The 19033-nt window shown below is 56.2% G+C and carries 14 protein-coding genes, 2 tRNA genes and 1 pseudogene; 8 read left to right on the top strand and 9 right to left on the bottom strand.

Going from position 1 to position 19033, the window contains the following annotated elements; genetic code table 11:
• Positions 1-13: 13 nt before the first annotated feature.
• Entirely contained in the window at positions 14-886 is an 873-nt protein-coding gene (locus MF268_RS12225) for a glycosyltransferase family 2 protein (protein WP_238371156.1), read from the bottom strand.
• Between the two features lie 139 nt (positions 887-1025).
• Between MF268_RS12225 and MF268_RS12220 the strand changes: the two genes are divergently transcribed.
• On the top strand, positions 1026-1730 hold the full coding sequence (locus tag MF268_RS12220; RefSeq protein WP_238371155.1) for a hypothetical protein: 705 nt from the start codon (positions 1026-1028) through the stop codon (positions 1728-1730).
• 32 nt (positions 1731-1762) lie between these two features.
• On the opposite strand, the gene MF268_RS12215 is transcribed toward MF268_RS12220, so the two are convergent.
• A tRNA-Asp gene (locus tag MF268_RS12215) sits at positions 1763-1839 on the bottom strand.
• Between the two features lie 155 nt (positions 1840-1994).
• Positions 1995-2071 (bottom strand) — tRNA-Asp (locus MF268_RS12210).
• Positions 2072-2264: 193 nt separating this feature from the next.
• Here MF268_RS12210 and MF268_RS12205 point away from each other — a divergent pair.
• The 7 genes from MF268_RS12205 (at position 2265) to MF268_RS12175 (ending at position 15031) form a co-directional block, all read left to right on the top strand.
• Positions 2265-3512, top strand: coding sequence for a metallophosphoesterase family protein (locus tag MF268_RS12205; RefSeq protein WP_238371154.1), 1248 nt, complete (start codon positions 2265-2267; stop codon positions 3510-3512).
• Positions 3513-6959 (top strand): ATP-binding protein, encoded by a 3447-nt coding sequence (locus tag MF268_RS12200; RefSeq protein ID WP_238371153.1) that lies wholly within the window; start codon positions 3513-3515, stop codon positions 6957-6959. It begins immediately after the preceding gene.
• Between the two features lie 304 nt (positions 6960-7263).
• Positions 7264-9096: a PAS domain-containing sensor histidine kinase gene (locus tag MF268_RS12195; RefSeq protein ID WP_238371152.1), complete on the top strand. Its 1833-nt coding sequence runs from the start codon at positions 7264-7266 to the stop codon at positions 9094-9096.
• A 279-nt stretch (positions 9097-9375) separates the two neighbouring features.
• Positions 9376-10614, top strand: a complete 1239-nt coding sequence (locus MF268_RS12190) for a GAF domain-containing sensor histidine kinase (protein WP_238371151.1) — start codon at positions 9376-9378, stop codon at positions 10612-10614.
• Positions 10615-11122: 508 nt separating this feature from the next.
• Positions 11123-13372, top strand: coding sequence for a sensor histidine kinase (locus MF268_RS12185; RefSeq protein ID WP_238371150.1), 2250 nt, complete (start codon positions 11123-11125; stop codon positions 13370-13372).
• Between the two features lie 48 nt (positions 13373-13420).
• On the top strand, positions 13421-13885 hold the full coding sequence (locus MF268_RS12180; protein ID WP_238371149.1) for a response regulator: 465 nt from the start codon (positions 13421-13423) through the stop codon (positions 13883-13885).
• A 12-nt stretch (positions 13886-13897) separates the two neighbouring features.
• On the top strand, positions 13898-15031 hold the full coding sequence (locus MF268_RS12175) for a sensor histidine kinase (RefSeq protein WP_238371148.1): 1134 nt from the start codon (positions 13898-13900) through the stop codon (positions 15029-15031).
• A gap of 864 nt (positions 15032-15895) precedes the next feature.
• On the opposite strand, the gene MF268_RS12170 is transcribed toward MF268_RS12175, so the two are convergent.
• The 6 genes and pseudogenes from MF268_RS12170 to MF268_RS12160 form a co-directional block, all read right to left on the bottom strand.
• A complete protein-coding gene (locus tag MF268_RS12170) occupies positions 15896-16207 on the bottom strand; it encodes a hypothetical protein (protein WP_238371147.1) in 312 nt (103 codons plus the stop codon).
• Between the two features lie 32 nt (positions 16208-16239).
• Complete coding sequence (locus MF268_RS12165; RefSeq protein ID WP_238371146.1) at positions 16240-17271, bottom strand: SH3 domain-containing protein; 1032 nt, start codon at positions 17269-17271, stop codon at positions 16240-16242.
• A 376-nt stretch (positions 17272-17647) separates the two neighbouring features.
• Positions 17648-17773, bottom strand: a complete 126-nt coding sequence (locus MF268_RS25210) for a hypothetical protein (protein ID WP_273545012.1) — start codon at positions 17771-17773, stop codon at positions 17648-17650.
• A 121-nt stretch (positions 17774-17894) separates the two neighbouring features.
• Positions 17895-18212, bottom strand: a pseudogene (locus MF268_RS25480) (MFS transporter); the annotation flags it as partial.
• Between the two features lie 6 nt (positions 18213-18218).
• The gene (locus MF268_RS25475) at positions 18219-18491 is read right to left on the bottom strand and encodes an MFS transporter (RefSeq protein ID WP_420485432.1); all 273 of its coding nucleotides are present in this window, start codon (positions 18489-18491) and stop codon (positions 18219-18221) included.
• Positions 18492-18639: 148 nt separating this feature from the next.
• Positions 18640-19033 (bottom strand): hypothetical protein (locus MF268_RS12160; protein ID WP_238371145.1); only part of this gene is annotated, 394 nt, incomplete at its 5' end.

The raw sequence follows: 19033 nt of genomic DNA, 5'->3' as shown, positions 1-19033 counted from the left end.
AAACTGAGCCGTCCTAAACCAATCCGATGAACCGATCTGGCAGAATATAGCGCTGCTTTGGTTCCGTTCGGTCAAATTCGTAATAGCCGGTATCTCCTCTCGGTTTCCATGTCTCGCGCATGGATTGCCGATAGGGCGACATGTCGAACTCTTCCTGCAAGGGCAGTTCGGCAAAGCTTTCAAACAGGGCGCGATCTTCGCCGCGGGTTTGCGGGAACCAATGTCGACCGATTGAGGCTTCTTTGATCGAGGCACCCGTTTCTACCGTAACCGCGTTGCGGCGATCCATCGCTTCGGAATAGGCGTCGATGTCACAGAATTTAAGATGCAATAGGTAGAGATGTTCGGGCAGATGTAGCTTGGGATACTGCGTAAAATGCCCACCGCGAGCGATCTTTGTGCCGGCCGAGATAACGCAGGGTTTAGAATAATGGGGCGCGGGCCGGACCTGCCGTCGTGGACCTATGACATGATCTTTAATCGGTTCAGCTTCGGTTTCGATGTCATGGACAACTTCGAGCCCGACGGGTGTCAGTACCCGATTGGCTGGCACATTGCGCAGCAACTGAGGCAGGCTTAAGCCCGAAGCCGGATCAAGCACCACCAGTTCGTCCACATCCCCGACGATCACGTGATCGTAATAGCAGCGCAGTCCCATGACAAAATTGTTGAGCATGCGCCAGCGCTTCATATCGAAGTTCTTGTGAGCGTCACCAGGTATGCCGATGATGTTGCACCCCTCGGCCAGTGAGGCCACGTCTTTGCCCCGGCCATGATTGATGACGTAACAGTTTTCCCGCCCAAACAGGGTGCCATAGTGGCGCAGCCACGCGCTCAGAAAAAACGCATCGTCACGCACCATCGTAAGCGCCGCCGCTGTCTGCATGTCCTGCCCTGTCCTCGCCGAGTTACGCCTTACTCTTATCCAAGATAAAGTTATAAGAGAATCCAGTATTTGAACGCAGGCTCTACAGGGAAAGGAAAGTCAGCTGCTTTCTTCTGAATTTACCCGGACCGGCATTCATGTGGAACACTCAGGCGTCGTTCCATCACGCTTTCAGGTTCTGGGCGAACGGTCCTCGGGCACAAATTTCGTCAAAAGGTTGCTGGGGCGGAATACGTCGCTTACGCCAAGCGAAGAACTCGGTTGGAAGCACGGGTTTCCCTCGGCATTGGCAATCCCCTTGGAACTGGTCGTCATCTGCGTTGTTCGAAGTGCCGACGATTGGGCAAGATCGATGCATGCCAAACCATGGCACGCCACCCCTGCCCTGCAAGCGTTCGGGTTTTCGGACTTCATCCGCAGCCCGTGGCTATCGGTGGTCGATCGGGCAAAATATTTTAAAGACAGCGAGACCTTCGTTGGCCAGCCGCTTCAGGCGGATCGACATCCGCTTACCGGCGATGTGTTCGAAAACCTATTCGCACTGCGACAGGCAAAGCTTCAGGCGTTGATGAGTTACCTGAACAGGGACTGCACATGCGTTTTTCTTCGCATGGAAGAGGTTCAGGAAAATCCGCAAGCCGCTCTGAAGCAAATCGTAGAACGTCTGGCTCTTCCCACCAGCGATGCTGCGTTCCGGCCGGTTCACAAGCGCCTCGGGTCGAAGTTCAAACCAGCCGTGGATGATCGACCAAAGACCCCCGACACATTCTCCGAGCGTGACCGTGCTTTTCTGCTGAATGCCATCGATCCCAATCAGGAAGCCGCACTTGGCTATCGCTACTGATCAAAAGTCGAATGAATGACTGAGGGGGAAAGTGGCGCGGTTGACGGGGCTCGAACCCGCGACCCCCGGCGTGACAGGCCGGTACTCTAACCAACTGAGCTACAACCGCGCGTGAGGTCGGGGGATAAGGTAAGCGGCAGAGACCGTCAAGCGACTTTTGTCGAGTTTGTGAAAGGTTTTCCTGCGCTGATTTCAAATCGCCGGAAAACGGCAGAACGCGCCGTGCCAGAGGCAAACGTCGTTAAAAAAAGTTATGGGAGAAAGTGGCGCGGTTGACGGGGCTCGAACCCGCGACCCCCGGCGTGACAGGCCGGTACTCTAACCAACTGAGCTACAACCGCGCGTGGGGTGGGAATTAGGATAAGCGCCGGGAAGGGTCAAGCGGCTTTTATGCAAAAAAGAGACCGTAGGCCAGAAATCCGCCAGGTCCGGCAGATGGTATCGTCTCCGGCCACTGGCACGGCGTTGTCCAAAGGGTTGACGTTTCAAGGATGCTGCGACCAGATTGGTCTTTCAACTTGTCCGGAGAGCGGCGTGGCGTTCAAATTCATTCATACCGCCGACATCCATCTGGACTCGCCTCTCAAAAGCCTTGCGATGAGGGACAAGGGTCTGGCCGAGCTTGTGGGCAATGCAACGCGGACGGTCCTGAGTCGCCTGATCGATCTTTGCATAGCCGAACAGGTCCACGCCCTGCTGATCGCAGGCGATCTTTACGATGGCGCGCAGACATCCATGAAGACCGCCCGCTTTCTTGCACAGGAACTGGAACGGCTGTCGGCGGCAGGAATCCCTGTGTTGATGATCCGGGGCAACCACGACTCTCTGTCAAAAATCACCCGCGAACTGGTTTTGCCGAAAAGCGTGCATGTATTTGGCGACAAGGCCTCTGTTCATGAAATACCCTTGAATGGCCATGACGTGGCTATTCACGGGATCTCTTTCCGCCAGCCACATGCACCCGACAGCCTACTGGAGCAGTTTCACCCTCCGCTGCCCGGCGCATTCAACATCGGCATGCTTCATACCAGCCTTGGGGGCGTCGTCGGCCACGATTCCTATGCGCCCTGCAGTCTGATCGATTTACAGAAAACCGGATTCGATTATTGGGCCCTTGGCCATATCCATAAGCGGTCTGTTCATGCGGGGCGCCCGACGATCACGATGCCGGGCATCCCGCAAGGCAGGGACATTGGCGAATCTGGCACTAAATCAGTCACGCACGTGTCTGTGAGCGACGACGGTACGGTTGATACCACCGAGCGCAATATCTCGGTCGCGCAATTCGAGCTTATCGAGATAGATTGCACCGGCCTTTCCGAGTGGGACGAACTTATCACCCATATCAGCGACCACGTTTCCGAGACGCGGCGCCATTTCGATGGGGAGCACCTGATAATCAGGCTCAGGCTTACGGGGGCATCACCGATGGCCTGGCGCGCTTTGCGCGATGAGGACCTGATACTAGCCCAAACGCAGAATGTGGCGGCGAGTATAGGTACGCTCTGGATCGACAAGATAGAAATACAGCTTACCGATGCCGCAAATGACACGGCCCATGGCCCGATTGCCGAAATCTCGGACCTGATAAACGAAATCGACTTCCGGCCTGACGAAAAGCGGATTCAAGAAGAGGTCAAACGGTTGATGTCTAAACTGCCACCGGAATTGCGGGGCATCTTCGGCGAGAGTGAGACACAGGTAGACAGCTTTCTGCAGAAAGAAATGCAACTTGGCGCGCGCGAAATACTGACCCGCCTGGACGGATCCGAAGAGCTCTGAATGCGACTGAATCGCCTTGACCTGACACGCTATGGCAAGTTCACCGAAACTGCCCTGTCTTTTCCGAAACCCGCCCCCGGCGCGCCAGATATTCATATCATCTACGGCCCGAACGAAGCGGGAAAGTCCAGTTTTCTTTCTGCATGGCTCGACTTCCTGTTTCAGATTCCTACCCGCAGCCCGATGAATTTCCTGCACAGCTACGGAGCCATGCAGATCGGCGCGGAGGTCGAGGTTGATAGTGTCGGTCACGACCTCACCCGCATCAAGAAGCGGGACAATTCCTTGCTTGACCAGCAAGGGAGTTCGGTCGCGGAATCCGTTCTACAAAACGGGCTGCGGGGTCTGGACAGGGCCGCCTACAGCGCGATGTTTTCTCTCAACGGCGAGACGCTGGCGGCCGGTGGCGAGAGCATACTGCGGTCCGAAGGCGATCTCGGCCAACTGCTGTTTTCGGCAAGCGCCGGGTTGAACGACCTTGATACCAAGTTGGCGCAGTTGCGTACTGAGAGCGAAGCATATCTATCAGATTCGGGGCGTAAGGGACGGTTGCTGGAGCTCAATGCCGAACGCGACCAGATAGCTGCCCGGATACGCGAGCTGGACGTGCTGGCCAATGACTACAGGCGTATGCGCGACGAAAGGGAGTCGTCCCAAAAATCATGGGAAGCCGCCGAGAAAGCCGTTCTGGAGACGCGTACACAGCTGAACGATCAGCAAAGAATGCTGGGCGCCCTGCCCCTGCGCAGTCGGGTTTTGTCGTTGAAGGCCCAGATATCTGCCTTTGGCGCGTTGCCTCATCCATCCGAAGAATGGATGAGCAATCTCTCCGTACTTGATCGCGAACAGACCGAATCTGCCTTGCGCCTGTCGCAGGCAAAGCAAGAGCTGTCGAAGCTGCGAGAGGAGCTGGGGAATACGAAACCGGATCACGGGGTTCTGCAGCTCGCGCAGGCCATTGCAGATACGGAAAAGCTGAAAGCCTCCCATGACACCGCAGCCGAAGATCTTCCGAAACGGAGAAACGAACGCGACATCGAATCCGGTGTAATTCTTGATTGCCTCGCGCGGCTGGATCGCAAAGGTACTGATCCCAAAGAACTGCGGCTTGCCTCAAGGACCGTTGGGCAGCTGACCGACCTCATCGAAACCCGATCCGGTATTCAGACGGCTCTTTCAAACGCGCGCCGGGAGTTGGAAGAGGCGAATGCCGACCTCAAACGGCTTCGAGGTAAGCTGCCTGCTGAATCCGACAAAGCAACCGACCCACCCATACTTTCTGCCCTGATAGCCAGACTTCGCCGTGAAGACCTGAGCGGCAAGATTGCGAACGCAGCGGATATACGCTCACAAGCTGAGCGGGACATGAAAGCGGCGCTAGCAGCGCTCGCCATCGGGGCAAAGAGGCCGGAAGACATCACCGATATCCTTGCACCAGAGCGCGCTTGGCTCGAAAGGACGCAAAACGGTTTACGTGAAGCGGAACGTCAATTCGAGCAGCTGACCAATGAACAATACAAGCTTGCAAACGAAATCGCTCGTTATGAAGCGCGCCAAACTGCTGACGATGCCTCAACCATTGTGACGCTGGTCCAAGCAGCTGAAATACGACAAGAGCGCGAACAGCTTTGGTCAGAGCACCGCGCCAAACTTGACGGTCCGAGCGCTGATGCATTCGAAAAAGCCCTACGGCTTGACGATCAGGCATCGGCTGCATTGACCGATCAGCACGCCAGACTGGCGGCAGAGGCAGAAGCTGCGCGGGCCATATCTGACCTACGAGCTGACCTGGTCGCGAAAGATCTGGAACTCTCCCGCATCAAGACCACGCAAGAGCTGTATAAGCAGGAACTCCGCGAAAGCATTTCGTTGGTTTCACCACAGTTGAACCAAGCGATGTTGATCGAAGAATTCATCGAATGGCTTAATCGGCTGACATTCGCAAAGTCCAAGGCGGAGGAATTCGAGAAAGCGAGCCACACGGTGGCGATTATTCAGAAACAGACAGACGATGCCAGACAAGAGCTTGTCGACGCGATTCTTGCCAGCGGCGGCCGTGCGACTTTGAAAACCAGCTATGATATGCTGCTGGATAAGGCCCAGTCGATCAATGATCGCGCAAGTCAGATGCAGTCCCTTCGAGAGCGGCTTGAAGAAGCACAACTGCAGGCGGAAAGACGAGAACGGGCGCTAGAGCAAGCTCAGCAAGCAGAGGAAAATTGGCAAAACGCATGGAAATCTGCCTGCCAAGATAGCTGGCTGGCCGGAACGGAACCAGACCCGGCCGGAATGCGCGCCATTCTCGACACGCTTCAAAAACTTGAGACAACAGCCGAAACGCGTGCGCGGCTGGACAATCGCATCCATCAGATGGAACAAAACCAGATCCGTTTCTCGGAGGCGGTGCGTTCGCTGTCTTCCTCTCTTTCTCTTCCCAATGATGGTGATCCAGTCGCACAGTGGAGAAACATTAACCAACGATACGCGCAGGCTTTGAAACTGAAAGACAAGCGAACTGAATTGAGCGGACGCATCGAAACAGCAGAAGAACACCTGCGAAAGGTAGAAAGCGAAGCAGCCGTTAGCCAGCAAAGACTGACCGAAATCCTAAAATTCTTTGCAGCCCCCGACTGGACCACGGCCCGCGAGGCAATAAACAAAGCACGCGAACGACATGCGCTTATGGGTAAACATAATGAAGCGGTCGCCGATCTTTACGAAAGGCTCAACACGACAGACGCAGAGGCCGCTGTCACCCGCCTCGAAGAGTTGGATCCTTCGGTGCTGGAGGCACAGATTGCCGCTCTGGAAACCGAGTTAAAGGAAAAAGAAACGGATGTGCAGGAAGCCTATGCCCGGATGAGCCATGCCCGCGACGCACTTCGGGCTGTTGATGCCGATGGCACCGTCGCACAGCTTGAAGAGGAACGCGCGACGCTATTGCTTGAAATCGCGGATGGCGCGCAGCACCACCTGCGGCGCAAACTGGGGCTGACTGCTGTAGAAGAAGCCCTGCGCCGTTACCGTGATACGCATCGCAGCGGCATGCTGAATCGCGCCTCGCAGGCTTTTTCCAGACTTACCGGTGGCACCTATCGAGAACTGGCAGTTCAGCCGGATGGCGCGCGCGACCTTCTGGTCGCGCTGGCTCAGGATGGCGGATCAAAAAGGGCCGAAGACATGTCCGACGGCACAAGAGCCCAGCTATACCTGTCGCTCAGAATTGCCGGATATCGTGAGTTTACAGAGGCTTACGGCCCTGTGCCGTTTGTAGCCGATGACATCATGGAAAGCTTTGATGATGATCGAGCGGAACAAGCCTTTGGACTTCTGGCGGAAATCGGCCAGATTGGGCAAGTCATTTACCTGACTCATCATGCTCATGTCCTCGATCTCGCAAAAACAGCCTGCGAAACCACATTAATTCAGACCCTTTCAATTCCGTAGCCCTCACTATTCAGGAAAACAAAAAATTGCGCGAGCCTTACCGCTGCGCCAACAAGTAATTTATAAACAACAGCTTACAAGGCCGCCTTAAAAAACTGCGCGTATAGCTCAGAAAGAAATCAGGTAAAAATCTACATCACCCGACGTCAAGGATTTCTATGACACATTGCCTTCGCGATAATGAATCCGCAAGATCTCCACGGGAAAAACAACTGTAGATCCTGCAACACAGCCATACTTCCAAATGTCAGACAATCGATCTGACGCTTTATCATGATCCTGTTGTTAAATATGTTACCGTAGAATGTTCCGAGCAATTGTAGATAGTGCTGTCGCGAGTATCCTGGTCATTGATGGCTCGGGCACTGTTCAGTTCTGCAACAAGGCTGGCCTGAAGCTCTTCCACCGGGAGGATGCGTCGATCGAAGGCGGCTGCATCACCGATTTCCTGCCAAATTCTGAAGTGATTGATGGAGAGCTTGTCGTCCACGGCATCCGCCATGCATTCGGCTTCGCCCTCATTACACTCACAACGCCAAACGGAGATAGGCGCGACTTCAATGTCCGGCATGACCTCGATCTGAACGAAGAGAATGAGAAGCTCAACATCCTTCGCATGACCGATGTCACCGAAGCGGTGGCGACGCAAAAAGCTCTGTCCGCGCAAAAGGAACGCTGGGATCTCGCCCTGAAAGGCAGCCAGATCGGCATCTTCGAATCCGATCTGCGAACTAACGAGGGTTCGGCGACAAATACCTGGTTCCACCTCTTTGGTGTCGAAGACCCGGCTGATCTGGACTCGGACAAGTTTTGGCACGAACGCGTCCATCCGGACGACCTGCAGGGCGTTCTGGATAGCGATGCGAGCTGTATCTACGGCGACAAGGAGCGCTCCGATACCAAGTACAGGGTGCTGCACGAGAATGGCCAGTGGCACTGGATGCACTCGGTTCTGTTGGTCGCGGAAAGGGATGCTTCGGGCAAAGCCATCAGGCTGCTTGGAACGATGACTGATATCACCGAACTTCGGCAGGCAATGGAACTTGCAAAAGAACGGGAAAAACAACTCAGACGCTTGATCGCCAGCGCTCCGGTTCCGATGGCCGTTCTTTCAACGGATGGACGGTTCCAGATCACCAATGAGGCCTGTCAGACTTTCCTTGGTTACTCTGCCGATGACCTTATGGAAAGCTCGCTTTGGTCGTTGGGGGATCGCCAGATGCTCGCCGATCTGCAGGACGAGATCAAACCGCTGCTGGACGGTTCGATAGATGTCTACGCGGGAGAGAAAACCTTCCAGCGGCCCGACGGTGCCGAGATAGAATTCGCGATCAGGTTCTCCAAGCTTGATGGTGAAAGCGGCAGTTACCGCAGCCTGATCGTGCAGTTCATCGATATTACTGAACAGAATCGGGTGGCGCGACTTAAGGACAACTTCATCGCCACGGTCAGCCACGAATTGCGAACGCCGCTGGCCTCGATCAGCGGCGCGCTTGGACTTATGCAGGCGATGAGCGCAGAACGTCTCGACGAAAAGGCGCTGAACCTGCTGACGATCGCGTCTCGAAACGGGCAACGGCTCAAGGAATTGGTCGATGATCTGCTCGATTTCCAGCACCTGAGTTCCGGTGCCCTGTCCCTGAAAATCGCACCAGTCAATATCATCGCGGTCGTGGATCAGGCCGTCGAAGAAATACAGCCATTCGCCCACAAGCTGGATGTCGGATTAAGCTTCAAGCACCAACCGCAACAGCTGACTGGAAACCTCGATCCGGTTCGCTTCAAGCAGATCATTGTGAACCTGCTCTCGAACGCCATAAAATTCTCAACCACGGGTGAGAAAGTTGATGTGCAGGTCGCTCAGTCGCAAGGTTTTTGCCGCGTTGACGTGACCAATAAAGGCATCGGGATCGCACCGGAATTTCGTGAGCATATATTTCGCCCGTTCTCGCAACAGGCCGACCCGGCGACCCGCGACCGGGAAGGGTCCGGTTTGGGACTGGCAATCAGCAAGGGCCTGATCGAACGGATGCGCGGGTCTATCGGATACGAATCCGTTCCGAACGGTCAGACGACTTTCTGGATCCAGCTTCCACTTGAGGACATTCCTGATCCAATTGCCGAAAAGGCTCTCTGAAAGCGCGCGAGTCAATGCACATCCCGAGTTGGTGATAAAGACTCAAATTCTAGCCATCCTCGGCTTCATTGCCACCACCTCCGTGGCATGACTTTGGCTTTCAAGCGCTATTCTCTCCTAAGTGTTGAGCACATTAAACACTGGATCCACTAGAAACAGACGATGTTGCAAACATTTTCTGCCCCACCTCGCCGCCAAAGATTGTTATCATGCTAACGACCCCAAAAAGTCAGATTTCTGATCCAGGAACGGTCGAAAATCGATTGAGAAGATTCGAAGATGAAGAGCTACCCCACTCCTTTCAACGAAACGCTACGTCAGAATGCCGTAGAGAAACTTCGCTGGATCGAGCCAGGAGAAGATCCCGTTCTCGAAGAGGTTGTGGCGACCGTCACGAAAATTTTTGATGTACCAACCGCTTTGGTCAGTCTCGTCGACCAAGACAGGCAGTGGTTTCCTGCTCGGGCCCAATTTCCATCTGCCGAAACGTCCCGAGACTATTCGATCTGCGCACATGCGATTCTTCAGCACACGCCCCTGATCTTACCTGATACATTGGCGGAGCCTCGGTTTGCCGAACACCCTGTCGTCGTAAATGCACCCTACGTCCGTTTCTATGCGGGAGCACCGATTGTTCTCAGTTCTGGATTAAGGGTCGGTAGCCTGTGTGCCTTGGACTATGTTGCCAGAGCCCACCCCACACCGGAACAGGTGGAGTTACTTACGCATCTTTCACGTATTGTCGCATCTACTCTCGAGCGTCGTGCGTCCGAGCAGAACCAGCTCCCCGCTAACGCCAATCAAGATTCTATCCGAAGAGACCTTCTCGCACTCATCGGTCATGAACTGCGTACGCCGTTGACATCCGTATTGGGATTCAGCCGCATTCTGGAGGCTCGACTGACTGGCCCTGAGAAAGAAATGGCCAAAGCATCGACGACTGCCGCCTTACATCTCTCCGAGATCATAGATCACCTCATCACTTACGCTGATCTGAGAACAGGGGAAGTCCTCCTTAGCGAAACCGATATAGAACCAAACGTACTCGTATCCGAGATTTTAACTGTTCTCGAACCGCTTTTCTCTGAAGTCGAAACAGACCTGAGCGTGAGCATCGACCCGTCACTCGAGTCGCTTAGCCTTGACCCCGCGCATTTTAAGTCGGCCTTGACCTGCCTGCTCATGAATGCCGCAGTTCACGGAGGTAGCGACGCAGCACTTTCAATATATGCCACAGACTCGCAAGAGGTCGTTTTCGAGGTGGCTGACAATGGAAATGGCTTCACAGATTCCGCTGCAAAGTGTCTCCAACCTTTTCAGGTTGGAGCCGATATCGATACGCGCACTTCAGGCGGCATAGGTCTCGGGTTGCCTCTGGCCCAGCAGTTGGTAGAGCTTCATGGCGGAGAACTGAGTATAGTCTCGATGAAAGATGGCGTCCGAGCAGCAATAAAGTTGCCAAAGTCGCGCGCCACTTTCACCGAGCTGCCCCCGTTACAAGCCAGCGTTGCCAGCTAATTACGATTGCCCCGCTGAATACGGCTTTTCTCCGCTTTGAAAAGGTGAACGCCACTCAGGCGCGTTAAGACATCCGCAATTGCCAGAGAGGCGAGGTACTTCTGGCTTACTAAGTCTTAGACCCTTTGATTTCGACGCTAAAAGGTCCTTCGCAGGTGGCGCGGAGAAGGTCGGGGCCCATCCCATGTTGAAGAATGCTGCGCGCTGGTGAAATGACCTCAATGCGCAGGAACTGACTTTGGCAAAGCTTGGGCGCTCAGCATGAGCCCGGGTGCGTGACCGGCTCTTTACGCCAAACACAGCGGATGATCGGCTCCTAGCCTTCCGAAACATTCACAGTTCGCAACGTGGGGAATCCAGATCAGCTTTCGCAGCTTGTGAAATAGCTTCAGTGATGCATCAGCCTCAGCGCATTTAACCCCGCGTTAAGGAAACCATCTGAATGTCCGGTCGGGCTGGAAAGCTTATGGGCTGAACGCCCACAGCCTGCTTGACCTGGAGCCTTCGGATGTACCGCAACTTCACCACCGCGTCTTTCGGCACACGACTTGTCGTGCTTTTCATGGGTCTCGCGCTGGCGCTGGCGGGCGGGCTGAGCGCGTTGCAGCTTTTGTCTCTAAGGTCCGAACTTATTGACCGAGCAAAGGCTGAATTGACCAACGCGGCGCGCGTCTCGGCGGTGCAGGTTATCGACCGGGTCGAGGACATGCGGAAAGACGCCCGGCTTGTTGCGGCAATGCCCCAGGCAGAGCGGCTTCTGCGCGACGTGACGTCCGGCACGGCCGGTGCCGACATCACTGAGCGCCGGACCGCCCTGGAGCAGGTTCTGACTGGTGTCCTGCAGGCGCGGTCGCCCTACGCACAGGTTCGGCTGATCGGTCTCGCCGACGACGGGCTCGAACTAGCTCGGGTGGATGCCGGGCCGGAGGGACCACGGGCGGTGCCAGTGGACGCGCTGCAGGCAAAGAGCGCGGAACCCTATATGCAGCCGCTGCTGACCGGGACGCCCCCCACCGAAGGTTATGTCGGGCGCGTAAGCCTGAACCGCGAGAATGGTCGCGTCGCACCGGATGCTCCTGCCATGCTGCGCTACGTGCTGCCGATGGCCGGACCGGGCGGGCAGATCGAGGCGGCTGTGGTCATCAATGCCTTTGCCGAGCGCCTCTTTGCGGCGACGGTCACGGACCTTGCGCCCGGTGACCGAATGAACGTGGTAAGCCTGAGCGGGAGCTACCTGAGCTATGCGCCCGGGGAGCAGACCCCAACCATGCACTTGCCGGAGATGCGGGACTTCGCGCCGGTCGCCTTTGCTGGAGGGATGCCGCAGGAGGGCTTTTCACTGGACCCCGAAGAGGGACATGGCGTGGTGCGGGTCGCACTTCCTGGGCCGAATGGGCCGTTTTCTTTGTACTTCGTGGCTTCCCGAGAGCGCGACGCGCTATTTGCACCGGTGCGGCGAGCGATTTGGCGCGCGGCTGGCGTGTCCCTCCTCGCCTGCCTGCTGACCGTAGTTCTGGCGGCGACACTGACCCGACGGTTCCTACGCCCGCTATCCGAACTCTCGGCGCACGCCAGCGCTCAACGCGCCCCGCTGAAGCGCGTACGGTTCAGCTATGATCGCGACGACGAGATCGGCAGCTTAGCGCGCAGTTTCGAGGCGCTGGTCGATCGCCTCATCGTCGAGGCGCATCACCACGAGGCTGTCTGGATCAACTGCGCCGAAGGGCTACTGACCGCAGATCAGGATGGCATCATCCTCCATGCCAACCCGGCGGTCGAGGCGCTCTTTGGCTATCCCGAGGGCGAGTTGCTAGGCAAGTCGGTGGACTGTCTTATGCCCGCCGCCGCCCGTGCCCGCCATGGGGCGTTTGTAAATGACATGGACAAGGCGTCGGCCCGTCGGATGGCGCAGGACCGGATGGTCTATGGGCTGCACAGGGACGGCAGCACCCTCCCGCTTGAGATCCACATCTCGCGCTTCGCCACCGATGGCCGAGACCAGTTTCTTGCGGTGATCCGCGATATCAGCGCCGAGCGTGCGCAAAAGGCAGAGCTGGAGGTTGCCGTGGAACGTCTACGCCGGTCCAACGCGGAATTGGACCAGTTCGCCTATGTCGCCTCGCATGACCTGCGCGCGCCGCTGCGGGTGATCCGCAACGCGTCGCGCTGGATCGAGGAAGACTTGGGCGATCAACTCGACGATGAGACGGTGGAGAACATCAACCTGATGCGCAGCCGGATCGACCGCATGGACCAGCTGTTGACCGACCTTCTGGCACATTCGCGCATCGGGCGCGAAGCCAATGACGACCGGACCATTACCGGCGACGAGATGCTGGAAGAGATTGTAGAGTTGATTGACGCGCCCGATGGTTTCACCATTACCGCCAGCGAAGGCTTCACCGGAATGGTTATGCAGAAAATCCCCCTGCAGACCGTGTTGCTGAACCTGGTATCAAATGCGGTCAAACACCACGACCAACCCATGGGAACAGTCGTCATGGATCTCGGTTGGACGGACGATGGGGTGGCCCGTTTCTCGGTAACGGACGACGGTCCCGGCATCGCGAAGGAATTTCACGAACGTATCTTCGGCATGTTCCAGACTTTGCGCGCCCGTGACGAGGTCGAAGGATCAGGGATGGGGCTGGCCTTCGTCAATAAGATCGTCGCAATCGCGGGCGGCAAGATCGACCTGAAATCCACCCCCGGAGAGGGCAGCAGCTTTGCCTTCACATGGCCCGTCCCGTCACCATAGCCCGAAGCTGCCCAATCGAAAGTGCCCCGTAAAACGAGGATTAAAGAAATGCCCTTAACGTGGAACAAAGAGGATCTGAAAACCCTCACCATCTTGCTGTTGGAGGATGACGATGGCGAGGCCAAGGCCGTGCTGCGCGCCTTCCGAAAATCGCGTATTCTCAACCACATCGTCCGCGTTAAGGATGGGCTCGAGGGGCTTGAAATGCTGCGTAAGAGGCTGGCTGAGGACATCCGCGAGCCGGTCGTGGCACTGGTCGACATCAACATGCCCCGGATGAACGGGCACGAGTTTGTCGAGGCAATCCGCGCGGACAGCGACTTGCACGAGCTGACCGTGTTCATGCTGACCACCTCCGAAGACAGTCACGACATCGAACGGGCTTACGACAGCCACGTGGCTGGCTACATCGTCAAGGAGCGCGCGGGCGAAGATTTCCTCCTCCTTGTCAACACACTCGAGAGCTACTGGCGTGTTGTGGAGCTTCCACACATCGGAACAGCAGCGAGCTGACGGTGGGACGACATGTTAAAAGATGAAAACATGCCGCAAGGCCGCATTACGGTCCTCGTGATCGACGATGAAATTGGTGATCGCCGGCTGGTCCGCAGATCCCTGACCGACAGCGGATTGGATTTCGACCTCTTGGAAGCGACCGCACTGTCCGGTGCCGAAGACCATCATGGTCAGCATGTCGACCTGATCGTGCTCGACAACCAACTCCCTGACGGCGACGGCATTGGCAACATTGGCACGCTCCGGGAAACTTTTCCCGAAGCTGCAATTATCGTGGCGACCGGCAGCGGAGACGAGCAAGTCGCCGTCTCGGCCATCCACGGCGGATCCGAGGATTACATCAGCAAGGCGCGCATCACGGGTCAGGCCCTGCGCCGCAGTGCCTTGAACGCGATCCGTGTCAGGCGCCTGCGTCGCAAGGTGGACGCCCAGAACGGCGAAATGCAGGTTTTCGCGCACATGCTGGTGCATGACTTCAAGGCCCCGATCCGGAACATATCGTGGCTGGCCAAAGCCGCTGAAGATGATCTCGGAGCAGTGCCCGAGGCTGAAACCAGGACGTCCCTGCGGGACATCCAGACCTGCGCCCTCCGTCAGATGAAACTGATCGAGGCGTTGACCGCGCACATTGGGTTCGGCGAAACCGCGGCCTTCGAACGGCAAGAGATGGCAGAGCTCGTGCGAGACGTGGTGCGCTCTCTTGGCCCTATCGTGGCGGAACGTGACGCAAAGATAGACATTAAAGCAATGCCGCAGGCCATGTGCAGCGGGGCCGAGATCCGCCAGTTGCTTCAGAACCTCATTGCAAATGCAATCAAGTTCTGTCCGGAGGCACCAGTAATTCGCGTCGGCTTCGAAACCGGCAGTGATGGATCAACGATTTTCACGGTGACCGACAACGGCATCGGGATTCCCGAGGCACTTCAGACGGAGGTTTTCCTGCCTTTCAGACGCTTACACACGCATGACGAAGTTCCCGGATCCGGACTGGGGCTGGCCACCTGCGCCAAGATCGTGACCCGGCACGGGGGCAAGATCTGGTGCGAGACTGCTCCCGGCGGCGGTCTGCGGGTCTGCTTCACGCTTGGTAGTCCAAGCGCGATGGTATTCCCTCTCCTCGGACAACCTGCGCAGGCATCCTAGAGATGTGGTAAACAGGGATCCATGCCGCATGCTTTCAGCGTCGCCGACTAGGGTCAAGACCCATTGATTTCCGCTTATTTGCGTGAGTTAGGGTTCGAGAACCGAACGGTGAAAATGTCTGATTTTTCCTTTTGAGTTGGATTATGCGGGTGTCTCTAACGTTGCCGACGGCGTCCTTTGATAAAGATAACAGCTGAAAGCCGCATTCCATCATGCAAGCGACAGCTGCCCTGTTCCGACAAGTAAGAGTACACTCGAAACCCACTACCGTTTTTCGGCCACATGCCGTAGATCAATTAGATACTTAAGAACAAGATAAACGACCAAGGCAATGATACCTGGAACCACTTGTCCGTCGTTGGTTCCCCTATATTTGTTTCCCGGTCTAAAATGGCCAGATGATGTTCAAAAGAAACATCACTACAAGGATCGCCAAGAAAAGCGGCCAACTCCACAGCGGGCCGCCATCTTTGTGGCGCACATAATAGCCGGCTTTTTGCATGCCGATTATAGTGGGAGGATCACCGCACCGGAGACGAGAGCGTGGGCTAGGTCATATTGCATGTTTCCAAGTCCTATTTTTTCAGTATCGGTTCCCGCGTCAGCGTCCGACATAAAAAGTTCAAGATGACAACGTTTATAAGCGGTGCGAGCACGGCCATAATCGGGCGAAATGTGTCGGAAGTATCGTGGGTCCAAAGTATCCACGGAAGACCGAGCGGCAGGAGAAATACGCCAGAAAGGGGGTCCTCCTCCTGACCGAACAATCCGAAAGTACCAATGATCAGGATGATGACTGCCATACCCCAGAGAGCCACGTAGATCGCCACCACCCACCTGCAAAGGCGTGCCACGGACCTTGCGTCAGCAGTCTTCAGACGGAAGCTCCGTTATATCGGAGTACCGACCTTCCGATGTGGTCACGCGCGCGCACGCGCCAGTCGATCGGTTGAACCAGTAAGTCGTCAGTCCTTCGCTGCGGATCGCTTCATAGCCCAAGGCACGGATACCCCCTTCGGCCTGACCTGCACGGGCACCTTCGAACGCTGAAAGATCGGAGGCGCTGCCTACAGCAGGTGTGCCCACGCCGGATGCTACCTCGTCGCCCGTATCTTCGATGCAACCGCTGAGAGCAAGGGCGGCGATAGCGCTGACCGCGAGTGTGGTTTTCTTCATGTTATTCCCCCTTTGTGCCAATGAAATGAGCTTCACTGGATACTGAAAATCGCGTTGAAAGACTGTGCGCCATTATCGCGATTTATGACCTCGATGACATGATCGCCCGACTGCCAGAATTGCCCTCGGTATTCACGACTGGACGCCGTTTGTTCCAAGAGGAATGTCCCGTCGGGATTGAATATCTGATAGGATATTAGCGGACCGTTGGCTAAGAGCCTGAAATAAAGGCTCTGCCCATTCTGGGCGCCGAGCACGTAACGCTTCGACGCTCCGGGCAGAAGTTGGTCGGTGTATTCGGCACCAGATGAGCCCGGCGCGAAACGGACCCGTTCCTCTGACGTTGCGGGCTCGCGGCTTTCGTTGATCGAGCCACCAAGATAGCGCGCCGCGACCCAACCTCTTTCGCGCATGTCGGTCATCATCTCGATCTCACACCATTCGGTCGATCCCGACATCTGACAGCCAAGACGTCGGACGCTATCTCCATTGGCGAGTTGCCCCGTAACAGAGTTGCCAGTGCCGGGCCCCGCCCGCACGTTCAGCAAGTCCGTCCCTTGCAGACCGGACACAACGACCATGTCACCCATTGCGATAGAGGCGCCCGCTGATCCGGTATCAGTGCCGCCGGGCGGAATCAAAACGTCAATCGAATAACCCACGGTCTTCCCCGTGTCGCGGTCATTGCCCATCAGGTAGACGCGGATTGCCCACTCGCCGCTTTCGGAAAGCACGACTTCAGCCCGATTGTCGTCGTCGTTATCGCCAGCATAGATCGCCGGGTAGTCCTGACCCGCAGGCACGATGTTGAACATCGCCGTGCCATTCCCGTTTGTGCCAATCACGCTCAGGTCGGCAACAAGGGTCTGGCCGGCCCGTGCGGTGAGTACATAGTCGATGTACTCGTTGCCGATGATCGAGCCATTGATCGTCGTTCCACTCGCGCCCGGTGGGAACTCGATGGGTACGCTGTCCTGTGCCTTGGCCGGTCCGCACAGTGCCAACGTCGCGGCAACGATTCTCGCAAAATTCACGAGGCGGAAGGCAGAAAAAGAGTTCTTCATGAATTCCCCCCCCCCCGAACTTACATACAAGCAGTAGCGAGAATAACTAACGCCTAAGTTGAGTCGAGTCTTTTCCTTTGTTTGTAAATGTACGCATTGAGAGAACCAGACTGCCTTGGAACCGCCGACGCGGCATCTTTCGCTTGCATTCAGGCTCCGGCTTGGCCCAGAGCGGCCATCCGTTGCACCTTCGATCAACATCTGCTCAGCATGGATTTTTAGGCCATAAACCTCCGATCGCAGCTACAATTTTTCGCATTTTTGCATTGATTTCAAAACCAAGTCCAAAGCTGCCGAGACGACGGCGCCACTTGCAACTCTCTTGGCATTTCGCGGCAACCAACCTTGATGTTGCTCGGTTAGAGCAATCGGATACTCAATAGCCTGCGTCAGGCAAATGGTCCGCGTGTCGCTTTTCAGTGAGTGCCAGCGCCATGATCGCGCTGGCCAGCAGGCTGAGCGGGATCATTAGTAGAGCGGTACCGAACACACCGTCGGTCATGTCGATTGTAAGTCCGGTAAGTGGTTGGAAGATAAGCGCTCCTCCGATGCCAATCATGTTGGTGAATGCGATCACAGTTCCGCTGACGTCTTTTCCTTGACCTTCCTTCCATAGCGAAGGTGAGCATTTGAGCTCCCCCCATCAGACCACCCATGAAGAGCATTGTTGATATGAAAATGGGGGATACGCTATCAGAGTAGATGGCTGCGCTGTAGAAAACGGCTGCGAGGACGGCATTTGATACGACAATCCACTTCCGGTTCCCCAGCCGGTCGGACACCCAGCCCGCAGCCATCGACCCAGCCGCCATACCCCAGAAAATCATGGACACAGCGGTCTCCGCATTCACCGCTGTCGGGTTGTGATCAGTTGTAAGTTCGGCTTCGCCCCACAACCCTCCAAACACATTCACTGGCATGTAGTAAAGGGCACCGAGGATCGCGATTCACCAGACACGCATTTCCCGAACGACGCATTTGAGTGGCGCCAAAAAAGGCTGAGTTTCCGCTGCTAATTCTTCAGCATCCCGCAAAAGAAAAACTGCCGCGAAGAACAGGACGACTCCGACCGTAGCACTTAGGTTGCGCCAACCCGCTGCTTCGATGATGCCTGTGAGGACGACAGCCCCAATCGCCGTTCCAAACATTCCGATTGCATTCAATGCGCCAGACAGCAGGGCAAAGCGAGATGGCGCAAACCAGTGGTTTACGACATACAAGATACAAGGAACTCAAAAACGCAAAGGATGCACCTAGGCCGGTAAGCAGCCGTCCTATGCCGGCAAGTAATGGGTTCGACGTCGCAGCGAAGAGCGCGACACCCGCCGACAACACCAAGATCGCGGGAAAGACAAATCGGCGAGGCCCTTAGCGATCAAGGACCATCCCGACGACGAGCTGCATCGGAGCATAGATCAAGAAGAAGACGCTCGATAACGTGCCGAAACCGCCATTGGTCAAACCGAACCACTCGGCGATTTCACCAGATGCCAGCGAAGGCTTAATCCGAGCAACGAACTCGTAAAGAAAGAAAATGGAGACAACGGCGAACACGCTCCGCGCACCTGGCCTCATCGCCTTTTTTGAGCCGGAAGCCGGAGCAAGCTTATCTGTCATGCGGAATGCTTCATTACGCCGTCGAACGGCTTCGGGAGCAGCGTTACTCGCGCCTAAATCCAATGATATTGGACCTGTCCCGTTTTTGTGCCGCCCCCGGCGCTCGTTTAGGCCACCTTCCGCTCGAAAGCGACTGGGCTTTTCC

The organism is Heliomarina baculiformis, assembly GCF_019966545.1.
GTDB lineage: Bacteria > Pseudomonadota > Alphaproteobacteria > Rhodobacterales > Rhodobacteraceae > Heliomarina > Heliomarina baculiformis.
The sequence above is the reverse complement of the archived record's forward strand: the minus strand, read 5'-3'. Positions and strand labels throughout refer to the sequence as shown.

Coding starts and splice junctions, on each gene's coding strand:
- MF268_RS12225 (WP_238371156.1), bottom strand. CDS start 886: ATGCAGACAGCGGCGGCGCTTACGATGGTGCGTGACGATGCGTTTTTT.
- MF268_RS12200 (WP_238371153.1), top strand. CDS start 3,513: ATGCGACTGAATCGCCTTGACCTGACACGCTATGGCAAGTTCACCGAA.
- MF268_RS12195 (WP_238371152.1), top strand. CDS start 7,264: ATGTTCCGAGCAATTGTAGATAGTGCTGTCGCGAGTATCCTGGTCATT.
- MF268_RS12190 (WP_238371151.1), top strand. CDS start 9,376: ATGAAGAGCTACCCCACTCCTTTCAACGAAACGCTACGTCAGAATGCC.
- MF268_RS12185 (WP_238371150.1), top strand. CDS start 11,123: ATGTACCGCAACTTCACCACCGCGTCTTTCGGCACACGACTTGTCGTG.
- MF268_RS12180 (WP_238371149.1), top strand. CDS start 13,421: ATGCCCTTAACGTGGAACAAAGAGGATCTGAAAACCCTCACCATCTTG.
- MF268_RS12175 (WP_238371148.1), top strand. CDS start 13,898: ATGTTAAAAGATGAAAACATGCCGCAAGGCCGCATTACGGTCCTCGTG.
- MF268_RS12170 (WP_238371147.1), bottom strand. CDS start 16,207: ATGAAGAAAACCACACTCGCGGTCAGCGCTATCGCCGCCCTTGCTCTC.
- MF268_RS12165 (WP_238371146.1), bottom strand. CDS start 17,271: ATGAAGAACTCTTTTTCTGCCTTCCGCCTCGTGAATTTTGCGAGAATC.
- MF268_RS25210 (WP_273545012.1), bottom strand. CDS start 17,773: ATGACCGACGGTGTGTTCGGTACCGCTCTACTAATGATCCCGCTCAGC.